The organism is Prevotella sp. C0026C3 (genome assembly GCF_056590795.1).
This window is the reverse complement of record NZ_JBWPWW010000025.1, coordinates 1-17510: the sequence shown is the minus strand read 5'-3', so window position 1 is coordinate 17510 and position 17510 is coordinate 1. Positions and strand designations below refer to the sequence as shown.

The window sequence follows — 17510 nt, the reverse complement described above, 5'->3', positions numbered from 1 at the left end:
AGTGGGTCAATAATAAATCGTTTTACTGGGTCTAAAATACTTTGCCAGCGTGGGTCAAATTAGTGTGGCTTTTCCAAGCATCGCAGTAAGTTGTCAATGCTTCGTCTGCACGAGCTGTTATAAACGTATTTTCATTCATTCTCTCTGGAAAATGTTCTCCGAGATACGCTTCCAACTTCAAACGGAAGTAAGAAAGCTCTTTCTTTGTTGTTTCCATATTTTTATTGATTAGATGTAATAATAGTTGTACTATTCTTTTTCGTGCAATACTGTTTAGTTACTTTAGTTGCTGGCGAACTTACAAAATTGAATTTATCTATTTTTTTTGACACTGCAAGCATATCATTTTCTATTTTCTTGTTTGTTATGCGAGCATAAAGTTGTGTAGTGGTAATACTCGAATGTCCTAACATTTTTGATACAGACTCAAGAGGAACACCTTTGGTAAGCATCATTGTTGCAAAAGTATGTCGAGCCATGTGAAAGGTAAGGTTCTTATTGATACCGCAAACATCTGCAATCTCCTTCAGATAAGAGTTCATTCGTTGATTGCTGAGAATGGGTATAAGTTTACTATTTTTAGCACAGCCTGCATACTTCTTTATAATCATTTTTGGAATATCAAGAAGAAGGATATGACTTAACGTATCGGTTTTCTTTCTTGCCGTAACTATCCACTGCTTTCCATCCATTGTAATTATATTATCAGCTGTAAGGTTGGCAACATCAACATAAGCTAAACCTGTAAAGCATGAAAATAAAAATATGTCTCGAACATTGACCAGTCGTTGCGTAGCAAATTCTTTGTGCATTATGGCATCAATCTCTTCATCTGTAAGAAATCCCCGATCCACTCGTTTGGTCTTGAAGTGGATGTTGAGAAAAGGATCATGATTGAATACACCAGCCTTACGTCCAAATATGATGACGGTTTTGAACGTTTTTAAGGTTTTAATAGCTGTGTTAAAACTTTGTCCCACTATTGTTCTAAGATAAACATCAAAATCATGAATAACGATAGGTGTAAGTTCTATGGCATTAAGATCAGTTCGGGCATATTTTATTTCAAGAAACTTAGTAAAGTGGCGCTTACATATATCAAACTTGCGATAGTTTGCCTTACTTACACCACAGCCTATCTGTGCATACATATCATTATTGTATTTGGTAAACAATGAGAGTATGGTTTCCATAGTCTCACGCTTGCCCAAATATTCAGACTTAATCCGTTCTAAACTCAACTCATCAGAAAATTCCAAGCGCTGGAATATTACTTGAAGGTCAGTGCTAATGCTCGTTAGCTGGGCATTGGTAGCCAAAGCCTCCTTAGTTCGTCCTCGTACTTTACCCAATGTACTGTCCCACATTTCTGGGTCAACGTTAACCCCCGTTGTACCGAGAGCTACTCTTTCTCCATTAAGATGAATACGCATCATAACTGAAGATTTTCCTTCCTTGTTCAAATAATTGCTTCGCAAATAGAAGCTTGTTCTAAAAATACTTTTCATACTTACAAGTTTTTAATGCAGAAGTAAAATGTGTTTCTGTCCCGCTTACGGGTGAGTTACGCATTGTTTTTACAGCTGCAAAGTTCGACATAATTATTTGAATAACAATGAAGTATACGGTATCTATGTGTACTCTGTATGGTATCACTGGCTACAATTTTAGAAAGATGATTTTTCCTGTAGCCATATTGTAGCCAGTTGGGAGTCTTTTGAGCGACTTGGTGATATCTGTATGTACTCCCAAACAGGGATATATATAAATAAATAATCGTCGTAACTCATTGATATTACGACGATTATCTGATTTAATCAATTTCCTAAAAACTCTTGTTTAGAGTACATCAAGTGGAGCTGGTGGGATTCGAACCCACGTCCAAACAGGGAAATAACATGCTTTCTACACGCTTATTCCGGCCTTCAATTTTCGAATTGCAGCAAGACCCGGACCACCAACTGCAACCTTATCCTCTAAATTTCATCCATGCAACGAGGCTTACATAGACTATTTCCGATTTTCCTGCACCGCTAAGTCCTCAGATTCGGAACAACATCCTTGGAGCGATGTCTCGTCCCCTCACCTAGTGAAGGGATAAAGCCAGTAATCTACTGTACTTCGATTAGGCAGCGAGAGCGTAATTGTTTTCGCCAATTAAATTTGTGTCCACTCAGATTATGGAGGTAGCCGACGAGCCTCCGCGTGCTTACATCCTACTTCATCCCGCTGTCAAATCCAGTCAACCCCGTGATGATAACGATGTATGGAATCGCTATTCCGCTGCAAATATACAGTAAATATATCATTCGCACAAAGAAAAACCTTTTTTTACGATAATTGAACAAATAATGGACGGAGAATTCGGATAATTTCACTAAGTTTGCAAGCATATAATCTAATCAGATAAAACAAAGGGAAATTCATGGAAAGAACATGGAGATGGTTCGGCAAAAACGACAAGATAACACTTGGCATGCTGAAACAAATAGGTGTGGAAGGCATTGTCACAGCCTTACACGATGTGCCTAATGGAGAGATTTGGGCGCAAGAGCAAATACATGTTCTCCGCACATACATAGAAAGTTATGGTATGCGTTGGAGTGTGGTAGAGAGTCTTCCTGTGAGCGAAGGTATCAAATATGGTTCGCCAGACCGCGATACATTAATAGAAAATTACAAACAGAGTCTGCATAATCTTGCCGCAGAAGGCATCCATACGGTATGTTATAACTTCATGCCTGTACTGGATTGGGCACGTACAGACTTGTCGCATGCCAATCCAAACGGCAGTACCAATCTTTATTTCTCTCATGCCCAATTTGCTTATTTCGATATTTGCATTCTCAAGAGAGATGGAGCTGAAAAGGATTGGAGTCCTGCCATCTTGGAAGAAGTAGAGCAATTGAAACGTACAATGACTCCTGAAGACGACCATAGATTGGTAGAAAATATCATCGTAAAGACACAAGGATTCGTCAGCGGAAACATCAAAGAGGATGATGAACACCCAGTAGAACTCTTCCGCGAGCTGCTTTCCCTCTACAAAGGCATCACGCGTGACCAATTACGCGAAAACATGCGCTACTTCCTCAACGCTATCATGCCCACTTGCGACGAATGTAATATATACATGTGCGTACATCCCGACGACCCACCCTTCCCCATCTTGGGACTTCCACGCATCGTTACAAACGATGAAGACATAGCTTGGTTCCTCCATGCAGTGGACAATGTACACAACGGATTAACCTTCTGTGCAGGCAGTCTATCGGCTGGTGCACATAACGATGTGGTGGAATTGGCTCGCAAATATGCATCGCGCACTAGTTTCGTACACTTGCGTTCATGCCACATTTTCCCAAATGGAGACTTTACAGAGGCCAGCCATCTAGGTGGCCGCGCCGACATCATCGAATTGGTACGTATCTTCGAACGTACCAATCCCCGTCTTCCCATGCGCGTAGACCATGGAATGACGATGCTCAATGATGCCGAACGAGGGTATAATGCGGGATACAGTTTCCTTGGACGCATGTTTGCCATGGGGCAAGTGCAGGGTATTCTCGCCACTGTAGACCGCGAACTAGGAATAGATTATAAACAACCGGGATTTTTTGATTAACTATTTACCATGAACAATTTATTCGATATCAAAGATAATGTGGTCGTCATCACAGGCGGCACAGGTGTATTAGGACGCTGTATTGCGAAATATCTGGCAGAAAACGGAGCCAAGGTGGCCATTCTAGGCCGTAAAGAAGAGGTGGGAAATACGATAGTAGAAGATATTAAAAATGCCGGTGGTGAAGCATCATTCTTCAAGACCGATGTCATGAATCAGACTGTCGTAGAGCAGAATTGCAAGGATATTATAGAGAAATATGGCAAAGTGGATACGCTGTTGAATGCTGCCGGCGGCAATCAGCCCGGTGCAACCATCGGCCCTAACCAAAACTTCTTCGACCTTAAACCCGACCAATTCCTACAGGTTTTAAACTTAAATCTCACCGGAACTGTCATACCCACGCAGGTATTCTTACGACCGATGGTAGCTCAAGGGAAGGGAAGCATCATCAATTTTTCCAGTATGGCAGCCTTCAGACCGCTAACTCGCGTCTGTGGATATGCTGCTGCGAAGGCCGGTATCAGCAATTTTACGGCCTATATGGCTCATGAGACGGCTAAAAAATTTGGCGAAGGCATCCGTGTCAACGCCATTGCCCCCGGCTTTTTCATTACCGAACAGAATCGAACATTACTTACCAATCCCGACGGGACCTATACCGAGCGTGGGCAGGACGTCATTCGCCAAACTCCATTTGGGCGCATGGGTAAACCCGAAGAACTGTGTGGCACCATCCATTATCTCATGAGTGAAGCCTCTGCATTCGTTACCGGAACAGTAGCTGTTGTTGACGGCGGCTTCAATATCTTTGCCATGTAGGAAATAGACAGGAATTTCACTCCAAACGAGTAATCCCATTTTCCCGGATGGAACGCAGGCTTTGATGGTGGCCAAGCTGCCGCTTCTCATGGAGGTGGGAGGACGGTGCGGTGGGCAAGACACCGCCGCAAAATGCAATCCGCACCCGCGGACGGGGCAAGACACTGCCGCGAAACGCAATCCGCGCCTGCGGACGGGGCAAGACACCGCCGCGAAATGCAATCCGCACCTGCGGACGGGGCAAGACACCGCCGCGAAACGCAATCCGCGCCTGCGGACGGGGCAAGACACCGCCGTGAAATGCAATCCGCGCCTGCGGACGGGGCAAAACAGCAGTGCGAAACGCAATAAGGACGTTCAAGGGCTTAGTTGCGGATATCAGTTTGTCTTTTCACCAATGCAACAACAATAAAGGTTGCAATACTGCTTACCACAACGATGGTAAAGAATGTTTTATAACCCACTTCAGCTTGTATCATTCCCGAAAAGAGACCGGAAATCATCATCCCAAGTGCCATCATGGCCATCAAGAGGGAGTGGTACAGATGCTTATGTTCCCCTTGACTGTAATAAGACAAACATGACATATAAGCCATCAAACCGAAACCATACCCCAACTGCTCTAAGAATACACATAGATTAATCACCATCAGGCTCGTCGGGAGTACATGGCTCAAAAATATATATACCACATCGGGCAATGTAAAAGCCAATGCCATGGGCCACAACCAAGCCTTTAAACCCGATTGACGGATTGCCATTCCACCGAGAAGTCCACCAAATGCCAATCCTATAACGCCCACCGTACCTTGCACAAAACCAAATTCTTGCGGTGAAAGTCCTAATCCTCCATTACGCAGAGGATCTAATAAGAAGAGTGGTGCCATTCGTATCAACAGTCCTTGGGGCATGATATAGAGCAGAGCAAAGAGCATACCTAACCCAATTTCAGGTCTTCGTAAAAATTCACCGACTATCTGTCTGAAATCCATCCATTGTGTTCTAATATCCACTTGCTCTCTTTTTATATACTCACGAAAACCCGGCAATGCATAATGAATCCACAACCAAAAGGCTATAAACAAGCCCGCCACCCCATAAAATACCAAACTCCATGAATAGCTGATGCTATTACGATAGATTACCTGTAGGTTTCCAGCTATCATAACAAGTATACCTTGTCCGAAAATGATAGCCAAATGATGGAATATGGAATAAATTCCTTTCACTCGAAACCTACGCCATTGAGCAGGCTCTTGTTCGTAATAGTTACTGCCAAACACACTATGTGTGGCAGTAGCAAAGGCCATCAACCAAAAGAAAAAGAGCGTTCCCTGCAACCATTCTTTAGATGGGATGAAGAAAGCCACACCTCCAAAGGCAGCCCCCATCAGCAGTTGTATCGTCGAAACATAGACGCGTTTGTCCTTTACAAAGGGGATAAACGGCCTCAACAATGGCTTCAATACCCATGGAAGATAGAACCATGAAGTATAAAAAGTAATTTCGGCATTGCTCAAACCCAATTGTTTATAAAGAATCATAGACAAGGTCATGAGTGCCACGAAAGCCAGTTCGTCTACAAACGACAGCTCCGACACCCACAACCAAGGATTCTTATATCTCGTCATACGTACATTCATGGTATTCTAAAAACGCTTAATAGAGACGACTCACAGCTGCACCGGGATAATAATGTTGTAGAATCTGATTGTAAAGATACCCCTGTTCACCCATCACAGCGGCACCGATTTGGCATAATCCGACACCATGTCCCCACCCTGCGCCGATGATATGGAATCGTTGAGGCACTCCATTGGCATCCATACCCACTCTATCTACCACAAAGGCGCTGCTGTAAAGGTGGCTCTCACTCAATGCTCTACGTATCTCCAATTCCTTTCCTATCGTAAAAGTCCGCTTGGTTCCGACTATACGCAACTTACATATTCGTCCACTCTTTCCACGTTCTACAGCCTGCAAATCAAGTATCTGACCGAAGTCTATCTGCGTTTTCTTCAGTATCAGAGCGCCCAATTCCTGCTGTGTATAGTCCACTTGCCAACGATAGAAGTCGGTAGTTTCTTGGTCATAATCATTCAACACCTGACTCAACACGTGCGTATCGTGCGTATTGCAGAACGATTCCGGAGCCGTACGTATCCATTTATCAGCTTCCTTCTCTATCCTTAAATCAGGAAATACATGCTCGTTGGGAGTATCGGCAAGAGCCACAAGATAATTTTTCGGCGTATCTTCCCAACAATATTGAAATTCTTCCATCACCCCACCACAACTCTTCGAGAAACGCGCATCGCAAATCTCACCTCGTGAAGTAAGCACTTGTCCACTCGTTTGTCGAATTGCTTCTTTCACATGTGGACTCGTTTCTTTTGTTATTCCTTGGTATCTTTGACAGTGGTCATCGGCACATACATCAAACAATGTATGGTCTTCACGATCGTACCAACGTATCAATTCGTCATCGGTCTTCATATACGAAGGCCGTTTTTTGTTTTCTTCACCTATTCGTTTTCTCTTTTCCATCTGTGCCAAGAGCCAACTACGCGAGATGACAGCATGCGCCTTGAGCAATTCTAGACTTGAGGTGGCACTCATTTCACTTGAAATGACACTTTCCAAATAGCGTTCTACAGGAAGTTCATTGATAGCGTGGATGTGGTCACCATCAACCACAAAGCGCAGAATACCAAGAAAAGTCTGTACCTCTTTTCGTTCCCAATGAAAGTTGATACCTATCGTTACATCCTCCAACGAGAATGAAGCATCAGCCGTATGCGGTAAGAAAGAAAGTCCATCGCATTCTTTCCCATTCCACAGAATCATCCCATCAACCAGTAGCACCTCCTGTTTTCCTATTACAATTTGTCCCTCTACCTCATAAGGAGAATTCAACGTAAAAGCTAACTTCTGCGCACTGACGATGCCAACAGATACATTTGGCTGCTTTTGATGGAAAATAGACAGAACTGTTTGTTCTTCTATGAATTGACGTTTTAATCTTTCAATAATTTGAGACATTGTATCCCGACCAATTCCACACTCAACAATAATAGCCTCAGCATCCTCTGCCGATAACTTCTGAAAGTCTTCCGGACGAGGCGTAATAATAAGTCCCGACATGTCAAGAGCCCCCGGACTTACTAGTGTCTGGGCTTCGCCTTCTGCGAAATAACAGTCAGGGCGATGCTTCTTTCGTGGGATGATTACAAAGATATACTCTTCACCATCGCGCCAAGACACAATATTCATCATTGGTTCTGTTTCGTCTTCGCGCATTGGCATGGCCTTATAAAGTTGCTCGAAAAGTTTTTCGTTATTCTCCGACGATTTACATACGATAGCAAACAGTGGGCAACAGAATCCATCAATAGCCCCCAATCGGTCTCCACCGGACAACTCGCAGATGACCTCCATCTGCTCAGAGAGTTTCTTCCAATTCGCTTGAAGTGGCAATTCACACCCTGTACCAGCCTGAAGGTGCATATGATCGGGTGCACTCGCACCACATTTAGGCCCATTATAAAACACCGTTAAACCGGGATGCTCCATCAACAACCGGTGCATAGCACCATAATGCCCTTGAATACTCTGCGGTTGATGTATGCGAGCAGGTATTGTAAAATGGATAGGGAGAATAGGGAAAGGGTTAATCAGAATCTCAAAATCATCACCGAAAGGCAACGATGTCTGTACAGCAGGCCGATTCTGCGCACACAAGAAACAAGCTCTCTTTTGCAGAGTCTTCTTATCTATCTTTGCTCCTGTGCTCACCATACGTGCCGAATTGAACTGCAAACGCACCATGCCGAAGTCTTTTACCGTTACATCGGCCAAATCGTGGAAACGTTGCCGAGCATCCTCCCACACCTCTAACTGACCATTAAAAAATTGTTGTAGGTTTTTATCAGACTGCAATTCTTCTCTCATATTCTTCCCTTCCAATAAAATATGACACAAAGATAATACTTTCTCGCCGAAAACAGTTACCTTTGCACGATGATTAGTGAAAAAAAATCACTTCTAGGAATGACGTTGCCCGAACTGAAATCTGTGGCCAAAGATTTAGGAATGCCGGCCTTTACAGGTGGGCAAATGGCCAAGTGGATCTATGGTCAACATGTCAAAAGCATAGAAGAGATGACCAATATCTCGAAAGCTAATCGAGAAAAATTATCCGAAAGTTACGAAATTGGATGTGCAGGCCCGATTGATGCGCAGCACTCTAAAGATGGAACTATCAAATATCTATTCCCTACTCAACACGGTAAATTTGTCGAAACAGTCTACATCCCCGACGATGATAGAGCCACACTGTGTGTCTCTTCGCAGGTGGGATGCAAGATGAACTGTCTCTTTTGTCAAACAGGCAAACAGGGATTTGAAGGCAATTTGGATGCTCGCGACATCCTTAACCAAATCTATTCCTTGCCCGAACGCGAGAAACTCACAAACATCGTGTTCATGGGACAAGGCGAACCAATGGACAATTTGGACAATGTGTTGAGAACAACAGAGATACTTACAGCCGACTACGCTTATGCATGGAGCCCCAAACGCATCACTGTCAGCAGCGTGGGCGTTAAGAATAAACTGAAAAGATTCCTCGAAGAGAGCGATTGCCATGTAGCTATTAGCATGCACACGCCCATAGCCGAGCAGCGTGCCCAGCTCATGCCGGCTCAAAAAGGTATCAGCATTCAAGAGATAGTCGACTTGCTTCGCAACTACGATTTCTCGCACCAACGTCGTCTCTCGTTTGAATATATCATGTTTGGTGGGGTCAACGACTCTATGACACATGCCCGTGAGATTATCAAACTGCTCCAAGGTATGGAGTGCCGCATCAACTTAATACGTTTCCACCAGATTCCTAACGTGCCTTTACACGGTGCCGATGAGAAAAAGATGGAGGCATTTCGCGACTATCTCACGGCTCATGGCATCTTTACAACCATCAGAGCTAGCAGAGGACAAGATATCTTTGCGGCCTGCGGATTGCTGAGCACGGCCAAGAAGATTGGCGAAGTGAGAAAGGATGAGAGCACATCTTAAAATAGTATTGCTACTCATGGGAGCGATCTTAACGGCATGCCAAAGTCGCAGTGGTTTGTTACCCAAGAGCGGAGGACGCCCCTACGAGGTACTACTTACGGGCGACCAAGACAGCATCGTGTACCAAATGCTCACGACAGATGTGGAAGCACTCCCGCAACCGGAGCCATCGTTCGACGTTTCTACCACATCTGCGACCACACTCAATACCATTACACAGAGTGCTCGCAACATCGTAATGCTCTCAATAGACTTCACAGTCTATTCACAAGTGAGACTGAAAATGGAACGTAACGTGTATGCATCACCCCAATTGATACTACATATATATGCTCCATCGATAAGTGCTTTAAGAGCCAAACAAGATCTTTTGGGACGGAAAGTAAGAGACATCTTACTCCAAAATGAGATGGAAAATACCGTGGCACAACTCAAAACCCATCGCAATGTGAAGATGGAGAAGATGCTACAGCATCGACTTGGCATCACAATATGGATTCCGGCCGACATGACGGCTAGTAAATGGGGGCGCAACTTCGTGTGGTTATCCAACAATACCACAAGCGGAATGCAGAGCATATGTATCTATACGCTCCCGCAAAAGATTATAAAGAAGAACATCACATCGGAAGTATTTACTCACATAAGAGACAGTGTGATGCGTGAAAATATCAAGGGCGAGACCGACTCTATGTACATGCAGACAGTCACCGAATCGCTCATTTTCCGCCAATTCATTCGTGGATTGTGGACCATGAAAGGCGATGCCATGGGTGGACCGTTTGTCTGTCGCATCAAAACCGACAGCATCCATCAACGCCTCATCATTGCCGAAGCATTCGTATATGCACCCGAAACAAAGAAAAGAAATTTAATAAGACAGTCTGAGGCCGTTCTCTTCACCCTGAAGACGAAAGCCACTAACTGAATAACATCAATATAAAAGACATGAACGAAAATAGAAAAATCCGTGTGGCTATCACACATGGCGACACCAACGGAATAGGATATGAGCTCATATTCAAAACTTTTGCAGAACCAGAGATGCTTGAATTGTGCACCCCTATCATATATGGTTCGCCCAAAACAGCAGCTTATCATCGCAAAGCCCTGAACGTACAGACCAATTTCAGCATCATCAATGGTGCCGAAGAAATAGAAGACGACCGCATCAACTTGATTCCGTGCTTCGACGAAGAAGTAAAAGTTGATTTGGGACAGCCCACCCCCGAAAGCGGAAAGGCAGCCCTAAAAGCACTCGATTGTGCTATGACCGACTACCGCAAAGATCTCTACGACGTACTGGTGACCGCTCCCCTATCATGCGCAAACATCGAAGCTGAAGGCTTCAAGTTTCCCGGTCATGCTGAATATATAGAGACTTCTTTAGGCGAAGGCAAGAAATCCATGATTATATGTGTTCACGACGATCTGCGTATCGCCATGGTTTCTAATCGCAGTTCGTTTAAAGACATAGCTTCAGACATCACTAAAGATAACGTAGAGCGTAAAGCAAAACTCTTCTTTGAAACCTTGCGTAGAGATTTCAACATCTCCAATCCCCGCATTGCCGTGCTCTCATTGAACACCATCAATAAAGAAGGTGAGCTAGGAACTGAAGAGAAAGAAATTATCGAACCGGCTATCTCAGAACTGGCAACCCAAGGTATACAAGCTTTCGGCCCTTATACTGCCACTACATTCTTTGGCAGTGGAGCCTACGACGAATTCGATGGTATTTTGGCTATGTATCACGATCAAGGCATGGCACCTTTCAAAGCGCTCACCGACGAACGTAGCGTGAAGTTTGCAGCCGGTATCCCTATCGCTACCACATCGCCCGACATGACTCCTTGTTTCAATATTGCAGGGCAAGGAGTAACTGATGAGACCGCATTCAGACATGCCATCTTCTTGGCCATAGATGTGTTCCGCAACCGTCAACGCTACGATGAGCCAATGAGCAACCCACTTCCCAAACTCTATCACGAGAAGCGCGATGAGAGCGAGAAGGTGAGATTTTCCATCCCTAAGAAGCATGAGAACGGTGCACCCCGGAAACCACAAAGCAAGCCAAACACAGATACTGACACACAAACTGAGTCATGAACAAGAAATACCAGAACGCATTCTTTGCCTTTGGCATTGTCGTGCTGGTCATTATGGTGACGCAACTCGACTTTGCAGCGGTATGGGACGGACTGAAACATGCCGGCTATTGGTTCTTTGCCGTGCTACTCCTATGGCTGTTCCTCTATTGTTTTAATACGGGAGCATGGTATATCATCATTCATAGTCAAGACAAGGCGACTGGCAATGGTAAGCGTTCTCCTGTATCATTTTGGTGGTTGTACAAGATTACGGTATCAGGTTTCGCACTCAATTACGCCACTCCGGGCGGACTCATGGGGGGTGAACCCTACCGCATCATGTCGTTGGCACCGAAGATAGGAACCGAGCGAGCATCGTCATCGGTCATCCTTTATGCCATGACGCATATCTTCAGTCATTTCTGGTTTTGGACTCTTTCCATCTTCTTGTATATCTTTACGCAACACGTCAACTTCCTGATGGGCTGCCTATTGCTCGCCACAGGTGCCTTTTGTGTACTTGGAATCTGGTTCTTTACTTCAGGATACCGCAAAGGATTGGCCGTCAGAGCCATGAATTTGTTGCGACATATCCCCGTTTTGAAGCGTTGGGCACAACCTTTCATTGAGCAACATCGCGAACAACTTGATACTATCGACAATCAGATAGCAGCCTTACACAAGCAGAATCCTAAGACATTTGTATCGGCAGTATTGCTGGAATTGGGTTGTCGCATCTGTTCTGCATTGGAAGTATTCTTCATATTGTTGGTACTCATGCCACAAGTCAGCTATCTGCAATGTATCCTAATCATAGCTTTCACCACCCTTTTTGCCAACTTACTATTCTTCATTCCCCTGCAATTAGGTGGTCGTGAAGGTGGCTTTTTGATGTCTACCACCGCATTAGGTATCACAGCTAGCGCCGGCATCTTCGTGGCATTACTTGTCAGACTGCGCGAACTCGTGTGGACGGGCATCGGCTTGCTATTCATCAAACTGGAGAAGAAGAAGCCCGAAAGGGGCGGAATGTAGTCCCTACACAGCATACCTTATCAGCAAATAACATTGCTTACTAAGAGACACGGGAGACCTCCCCCTCGCTACTACCCCTATCTTTATCCTCAAAACTCATCATTTCTAACTCCTCACTCATAAACAGATTTAGCCGTCAACCAATCTACTTGTTAACTAAAAACTCTCTCCCTCTTCTTGGGAAAGAATCAACTAGAAGTCTCTGCAAAGCCTTAACAGCAAACCTGCTAAGCAAAGACAGCAATGCTGTAAAGTTGATGCAATAACGCTGGGGAGCCGTTGCAACAAACTCTTATGTTATCTTTTCACGTACCAAATGGAATAGAAGTGCTATCAACAAATAGTCTTTCAGTTGATTCCGTAGTATTTCCATAACCTTATTTTTATAGCGCTGGACCGTCTTAACACTCACATTCATCTCTTTGGCTATCTCGGTTCGCGTCTTCTCATTGATAAAACTTTCAGTGAAAATACGACGCTGTTCATCGGGCAGTTGCTTTAAGATACCAGTCAACTTCTCGTATAATTCATCAAGAGTATAAACATAATTGGGTGATTCCGCATAGATAGGAGCTCGCTGTTGGAACCATTTGGCATAATCCATTTCGTAATTCTGGTGTTTCAAATGATTTAGACAACGACTCTTTACAGCCAAACGAATATATTCAACAGCCGTTTCTGTTTGGAATTCATCAACATCTATCTTTTGCCAAACATGGAAGAACACGTCGGAAACAATATCGTTTCTGACCTCAGTATCGTCTATAAAACGTTTGGCATATAAACAAAACGGTGCATAATAGGTATCGAAGAGTTGTTTGAAATAACTTTCTTTACCTTTACTTCTCTGTGACAGATTCATGTTTTCGAGTTAATTTCCATACGGAAATAGCACGCAAATTTACATAATTATTTATGAATACGATATACTACAAACATATTTTTTCTGCTGTAAATCGTTATATCTATTCTTTTATCACTTTAGCTTAGAAGCACATACCCTATATACCAAAGCCCCCTACTGCCGATACCGTTGGCGTAGGGAGCTGTCATATAGATTAAAAGCTATCCATCACAAGCTTCAAGCTTGTTCTCATATCATGCTCAATACTATTCCGGACAACGCACTGCATCAACGAATGATGGTTCGTCCCAGCCTTTATAATGTGCATCGTAACCATTACCGGTGAGGTCGGTTACCACCATACCATCCTTCTCAGACACACCATCGAAGCGCCAGTAAGCCAAGAGTCCCTCAGTAGTGGGGTCTACCCAGCATACATTATTCTTGAGTTCGGCAGCCGAGCGAGCTGTAGCCCACACACGAGCCTCGCTGATATAGCCTTCCATCGTGCGATTGTCGTTAGCCGAGTTACCAATATAGAAGCCGCTCTGTGCATAGTGATTGGTCATATCGATAAAAGATTGACCGGCAGGAGCCTCACCTTGCAACTCACCATTGAGGTACATGAGACGTTTATTGGCTACTGCATCGTAAACTAAAGCTACGTGTATCCATTTGTCATTGGGTACAGCGTCACGCGAATCGAAGTGTATCGGGTCGCCCGTTTGCAGTTTCCAACCATCCTTACCATTACCACTGGTACGGAAACACAAATTCTCTTCCAAGCCCATGATAGAGAAACACCACTTGCTGTTGTTCGGTGTCATCTTGCGGAAACGCACACGTGCTTCGTACGTAAGTGCTTTCATGGCATGGGTAGGATACTTACCCTCCTTGCCAAAATCAACTACATAGAAAGCTCTACCCCATCCTTGTGTGAGGTCGGCAGCCTTGGTTATGATGACCTGATTGACCACTACATAAATGGTACGCGACGCTTCTATCACCGGCATACCTGTACCTTCTACACTCTTAATGCTGATAGGAACCACATAGGTAGTACCTATCTTCATGGGTTCACGATCAGTAATGCTCAATTTCAGAGCCTTAGTCGTGATGTGTTTACCCTGCTCTATTGTCAGCTTTTCATTGGTTATGCTGTACGCCTTTTCGGGTAACACCTCGTAATTCTTATGATGCTCTTTGTTGAACAGGGCTACCAAATCATTACGAACTTCCATTTGTACCTGCACATCGTTGTCTACAACTGCAGAAGAAGCCACATTGATGCCGATAGCCGATGGTACATCGTCAACCGTAAGGGTAGCTGTTACCGACTTGTCTTCGGTACCTACGATATACACCCCATCGTAGGTAGATCTCTCTTCCTTACATGCCACTGTGGCAAGTGCCATGAGAAGCACGAGAGACAGATTTTTTATACTTATCTTTTTCATATACTTATTAGCTTATTTATGTTCTGACATGATTCGTATAGCCTCGCGTGTGAAGCGATAGTTGGGCGACGAATAATAATCGTTCTCCATGTGATAGGTGCCACATCCACCTTTCCGGGTTGCTTTCTTACCTTCGTATTCAGGTAGGAAATGTGCCATTCCGAGAAGCGAGGGAACGCGGGTACCATCTTCAAGAACATGGGAAACGCCACCATTTTTATAATTTCCTCCCTCAAAAGTCTCAGCAAAGATATACTGTTCAGGCTTCCAACCGCGGGCAGCAGCACTATTAAAGCGCGATTGTAGATTGCCATAACTTGAACTACGATATGCCTGAACCACTCCATAGTTGAAATATGGAGCCAATTCGGGTTTCACATCAAAAGGCACACCATCAATGATGAGCAAATAATCAGTACCCGATTTAGGTCCAATAAACTCGCCCAGCTTCTTAATAAAGATTTCCATATTGTCGCGATAGTTGGGATAAAGGTATTCCGGACCTACCAACGGACCACGGAAAGGGCCACCTGCCGGATCGGAATATCCGGGTTCATAGTCGAGATCAATGCCTTGATACCCATACTTCTTCATCGTATCGACCAACGCAACTGCATAAGCTTCGATACCTTCTTTGGTCACAATGTCGTGCTTTTCGCCACTCATAAATTCATCGGGTATGCCATGTGCAAACTTGGTAAAGGTGACCTTGGTACCCTTTACATTCTGCACATACTCCATATCCTCACGATCATAGGTTCCATTCCAAATTGAGATGATGTCCACACTATCGGGAACGCTCTTCAAAGAACCTATCATATCAGATGATTTAGCATTCCATCCACCGAACCATCCGAAGAATACCTCGTGGTCTTTGCGTTGCTTATAAGCACGCAGATCGGCATAATATTGCTCCGTTTTTTGGTCGGGCTTCACTATTTCTAATGCTTCTATCTCAGTACTGCATGATGTAAAGCCACCCAATGTCATAACACCTAGCAGACCAAGTATCAGTATATTTCTAGTTTTCATACGTATTTATCTTTATTGATGATTGTAAATCGCTGTGTTAGCAGCATTTATTTCTTGTTCCACCATACGCGTGTACCACCCGTATCTTCACCATCAAGCAACTTGATAGCTTTCTCAACTTCTGCCTTATTACCGGTATATTCAGACTCAGGGAATGGCAAACGACGCACTTGTTCGGTGGTACTTACCTTGCCACCACTCAAGTTATCGGCTACAGGAAAGAGACGTGGATAACCCGTACGGCGGAATTCGCTCCATGCTTCCTGTCCTAAAGGATAGATAGCAATCCACTTCTGCGTAATAATACGCTCTAAATTCTCTTCTTCGGTAGCTCCCCCATCCCATGCAGGAGTTATAGTAGAGGGTGCAGGCAAGCTTCTCCAATCAACCCTACCCCTATAAGCTATAGGCGTTTTGTCGCTTTCCAAATAAGCCTCGGCATCTTTTCCTACGCCGTGTTGCTCCATAGAAACGGTAACACCTTTCGCATATAAGTCTTTCGCTTCACCCTTCATCTGCCATTTGTACAATGCACCTTCGGCACGAAGCAGCCAAACTTCGGCAGCATTCATCCATAGATAAGGAGTAGCCTGAGTGATAGTAGGCTGCGAAAGCATGCGATGGCCCATATATCGTTTACCATCTTTGTGACCATTTTGCAATCCGTGGTATTGTCCATCGGCTGCCGGCTTGAAGAAAACAGGTAAACGTGGATCCTCATACCCTACCAAATAGACTTCCATTGAGGCTCCCATGCGATCTTCGTTATAGCCTTCTTCGCTATAGAGATTGTAGAACGGATTGAAGTAAGTGAACGACAAAGCCGAGTTGCTCTTCATCACGGGATTCTCATCATTGGTCTCTATCACACCATACTCATTGTTTACGGCTGCCTCAGCCAGCTGTTTAGCTTCGGGCATAACCTTGCTTACGCGCATGGCAAGACGCAACTTGAGCGAATTGGCAAACTTTATCCACTTGGGAATGTCACTGTTGTAAATCAAATCAAACTTCTCCAGCGGTTTAGCTCCTTTGTTTACTTTGTCGAAAGCAGTCATAATGCCGATGGCATGGTCTAATTCTTTAAAGAAAGCCTTGTACACTGTCTCCTGAGAATCATAGGGAACAGGGCTCTCCAAACCAAACTTGGTATAAGGAATTGGACCATAAATGTCAGTAGTCTTGTGCATAGCTGCCACTTTTACTACCTCGCCTACTGCGAAAAGAATAGTAGTTGAGTCGGTCTTTTGGCGCAAAACATTCCACGAAGACAAGAAGTCTACATAGGCAACCTTGAATGGGCGGTTAATCCAAGCATCGGGAAAAGCATACGTTGTACCGTTGGCTCCACCCTCCCAACTTTGAGTTCCAGCGTAATATCCGGCATACATGTTGCCCACAAGGTCTTCTGTAAGCTGAAAATCATTCTGATTTTCAGGCGCAACGTGACGTTTGGAAAAGCCACACTAATTTGACCCACGCTGGCAAGTATTTTAGACCCAGTAAGGTTAAAATAATGAGACCCACCT

Annotated in this window: 12 protein-coding genes, 1 other RNA gene and 2 pseudogenes; 6 read left to right on the top strand and 9 right to left on the bottom strand. The window is 44.3% G+C overall.

Features of this window, described 5'->3' with window-relative positions; all coding sequences use genetic code 11:
- Positions 1 to 31: 31 nt before the first annotated feature.
- From AC1EK4_RS11170 to ssrA, 3 genes are all read right to left on the bottom strand, one after another.
- Positions 32 to 217 (bottom strand): DUF1896 family protein, encoded by a 186-nt coding sequence (locus AC1EK4_RS11170; RefSeq protein WP_480358283.1) that lies wholly within the window; start codon positions 215 to 217, stop codon positions 32 to 34.
- 4 nt (positions 218 to 221) lie between these two features.
- Entirely contained in the window at positions 222 to 1508 is a 1287-nt protein-coding gene (locus AC1EK4_RS11165; RefSeq protein WP_062435508.1) for a site-specific integrase, read from the bottom strand.
- A gap of 343 nt (positions 1509 to 1851) precedes the next feature.
- Positions 1852 to 2250, bottom strand: a transfer-messenger RNA (tmRNA) gene (ssrA, locus tag AC1EK4_RS11160).
- Positions 2251 to 2425: 175 nt separating this feature from the next.
- Between ssrA and uxuA the strand changes: the two genes are divergently transcribed.
- The gene (gene uxuA, locus AC1EK4_RS11155) at positions 2426 to 3625 is read left to right on the top strand and encodes a mannonate dehydratase (protein WP_480358281.1); all 1200 of its coding nucleotides are present in this window, start codon (positions 2426 to 2428) and stop codon (positions 3623 to 3625) included.
- A 9-nt stretch (positions 3626 to 3634) separates the two neighbouring features.
- On the top strand, positions 3635 to 4447 hold the full coding sequence (locus AC1EK4_RS11150; protein WP_062435515.1) for an SDR family oxidoreductase: 813 nt from the start codon (positions 3635 to 3637) through the stop codon (positions 4445 to 4447).
- 365 nt (positions 4448 to 4812) lie between these two features.
- Here the strand turns inward: AC1EK4_RS11150 and AC1EK4_RS11145 are convergent, their stop codons facing one another.
- A complete protein-coding gene (locus AC1EK4_RS11145; protein WP_480358279.1) occupies positions 4813 to 6078 on the bottom strand; it encodes an MFS transporter in 1266 nt (421 codons plus the stop codon).
- Between the two features lie 28 nt (positions 6079 to 6106).
- A pseudogene (locus AC1EK4_RS11140) lies at positions 6107 to 8377 on the bottom strand (DUF4922 domain-containing protein); the annotation flags it as partial.
- Positions 8378 to 8467: 90 nt separating this feature from the next.
- Between AC1EK4_RS11140 and rlmN the strand changes: the two are divergent.
- The 4 genes from rlmN to AC1EK4_RS11120 are packed head-to-tail and all read left to right on the top strand — an operon-like array spanning position 8468 to position 12648.
- Positions 8468 to 9523, top strand: a complete 1056-nt coding sequence (rlmN, locus tag AC1EK4_RS11135; protein WP_480358277.1) for a dual-specificity RNA methyltransferase RlmN — start codon at positions 8468 to 8470, stop codon at positions 9521 to 9523.
- A complete protein-coding gene (locus AC1EK4_RS11130; protein ID WP_480358275.1) occupies positions 9507 to 10451 on the top strand; it encodes a DUF4837 family protein in 945 nt (314 codons plus the stop codon). Before rlmN ends, AC1EK4_RS11130 begins: the two co-directional genes overlap by 17 nt.
- 20 nt (positions 10452 to 10471) lie before the next feature.
- Positions 10472 to 11632 (top strand): PdxA family dehydrogenase, encoded by a 1161-nt coding sequence (locus AC1EK4_RS11125; protein ID WP_480358274.1) that lies wholly within the window; start codon positions 10472 to 10474, stop codon positions 11630 to 11632.
- The gene (locus tag AC1EK4_RS11120) at positions 11629 to 12648 is read left to right on the top strand and encodes a lysylphosphatidylglycerol synthase transmembrane domain-containing protein (RefSeq protein ID WP_036900173.1); all 1020 of its coding nucleotides are present in this window, start codon (positions 11629 to 11631) and stop codon (positions 12646 to 12648) included. The genes AC1EK4_RS11125 and AC1EK4_RS11120 overlap by 4 nt, the downstream gene beginning before the upstream one ends.
- Positions 12649 to 12940: 292 nt before the next feature.
- Here AC1EK4_RS11120 and AC1EK4_RS11115 read toward each other — a convergent pair whose 3' ends face one another.
- The 4 genes and pseudogenes from AC1EK4_RS11115 to AC1EK4_RS11100 form a co-directional block, all read right to left on the bottom strand.
- Positions 12941 to 13510 (bottom strand): RNA polymerase sigma-70 factor, encoded by a 570-nt coding sequence (locus AC1EK4_RS11115; protein WP_036900175.1) that lies wholly within the window; start codon positions 13508 to 13510, stop codon positions 12941 to 12943.
- A gap of 248 nt (positions 13511 to 13758) precedes the next feature.
- Positions 13759 to 14949: a DUF1735 and LamG domain-containing protein gene (locus tag AC1EK4_RS11110; protein WP_062432742.1), complete on the bottom strand. Its 1191-nt coding sequence runs from the start codon at positions 14947 to 14949 to the stop codon at positions 13759 to 13761.
- Positions 14950 to 14961: 12 nt separating this feature from the next.
- A complete protein-coding gene (locus AC1EK4_RS11105; RefSeq protein ID WP_480358285.1) occupies positions 14962 to 15939 on the bottom strand; it encodes a glycoside hydrolase family 18 in 978 nt (325 codons plus the stop codon).
- Positions 15940 to 16028: 89 nt separating this feature from the next.
- Positions 16029 to 17420: pseudogene (locus AC1EK4_RS11100) on the bottom strand (RagB/SusD family nutrient uptake outer membrane protein); the annotation flags it as partial.
- Between the last annotated feature and the right edge of the window lie 90 nt (positions 17421 to 17510).

Coding starts and splice junctions, on each gene's coding strand:
- AC1EK4_RS11125 (WP_480358274.1), top strand. CDS start 10,472: ATGAACGAAAATAGAAAAATCCGTGTGGCTATCACACATGGCGACACC.
- AC1EK4_RS11145 (WP_480358279.1), bottom strand. CDS start 6,078: ATGACGAGATATAAGAATCCTTGGTTGTGGGTGTCGGAGCTGTCGTTT.
- uxuA (WP_480358281.1), top strand. CDS start 2,426: ATGGAAAGAACATGGAGATGGTTCGGCAAAAACGACAAGATAACACTT.
- AC1EK4_RS11165 (WP_062435508.1), bottom strand. CDS start 1,508: ATGAAAAGTATTTTTAGAACAAGCTTCTATTTGCGAAGCAATTATTTG.
- AC1EK4_RS11130 (WP_480358275.1), top strand. CDS start 9,507: ATGAGAGCACATCTTAAAATAGTATTGCTACTCATGGGAGCGATCTTA.
- AC1EK4_RS11105 (WP_480358285.1), bottom strand. CDS start 15,939: ATGACATTGGGTGGCTTTACATCATGCAGTACTGAGATAGAAGCATTA.
- AC1EK4_RS11115 (WP_036900175.1), bottom strand. CDS start 13,510: ATGAATCTGTCACAGAGAAGTAAAGGTAAAGAAAGTTATTTCAAACAA.
- AC1EK4_RS11150 (WP_062435515.1), top strand. CDS start 3,635: ATGAACAATTTATTCGATATCAAAGATAATGTGGTCGTCATCACAGGC.
- AC1EK4_RS11120 (WP_036900173.1), top strand. CDS start 11,629: ATGAACAAGAAATACCAGAACGCATTCTTTGCCTTTGGCATTGTCGTG.
- AC1EK4_RS11110 (WP_062432742.1), bottom strand. CDS start 14,949: ATGAAAAAGATAAGTATAAAAAATCTGTCTCTCGTGCTTCTCATGGCA.
- AC1EK4_RS11170 (WP_480358283.1), bottom strand. CDS start 217: ATGGAAACAACAAAGAAAGAGCTTTCTTACTTCCGTTTGAAGTTGGAA.
- rlmN (WP_480358277.1), top strand. CDS start 8,468: ATGATTAGTGAAAAAAAATCACTTCTAGGAATGACGTTGCCCGAACTG.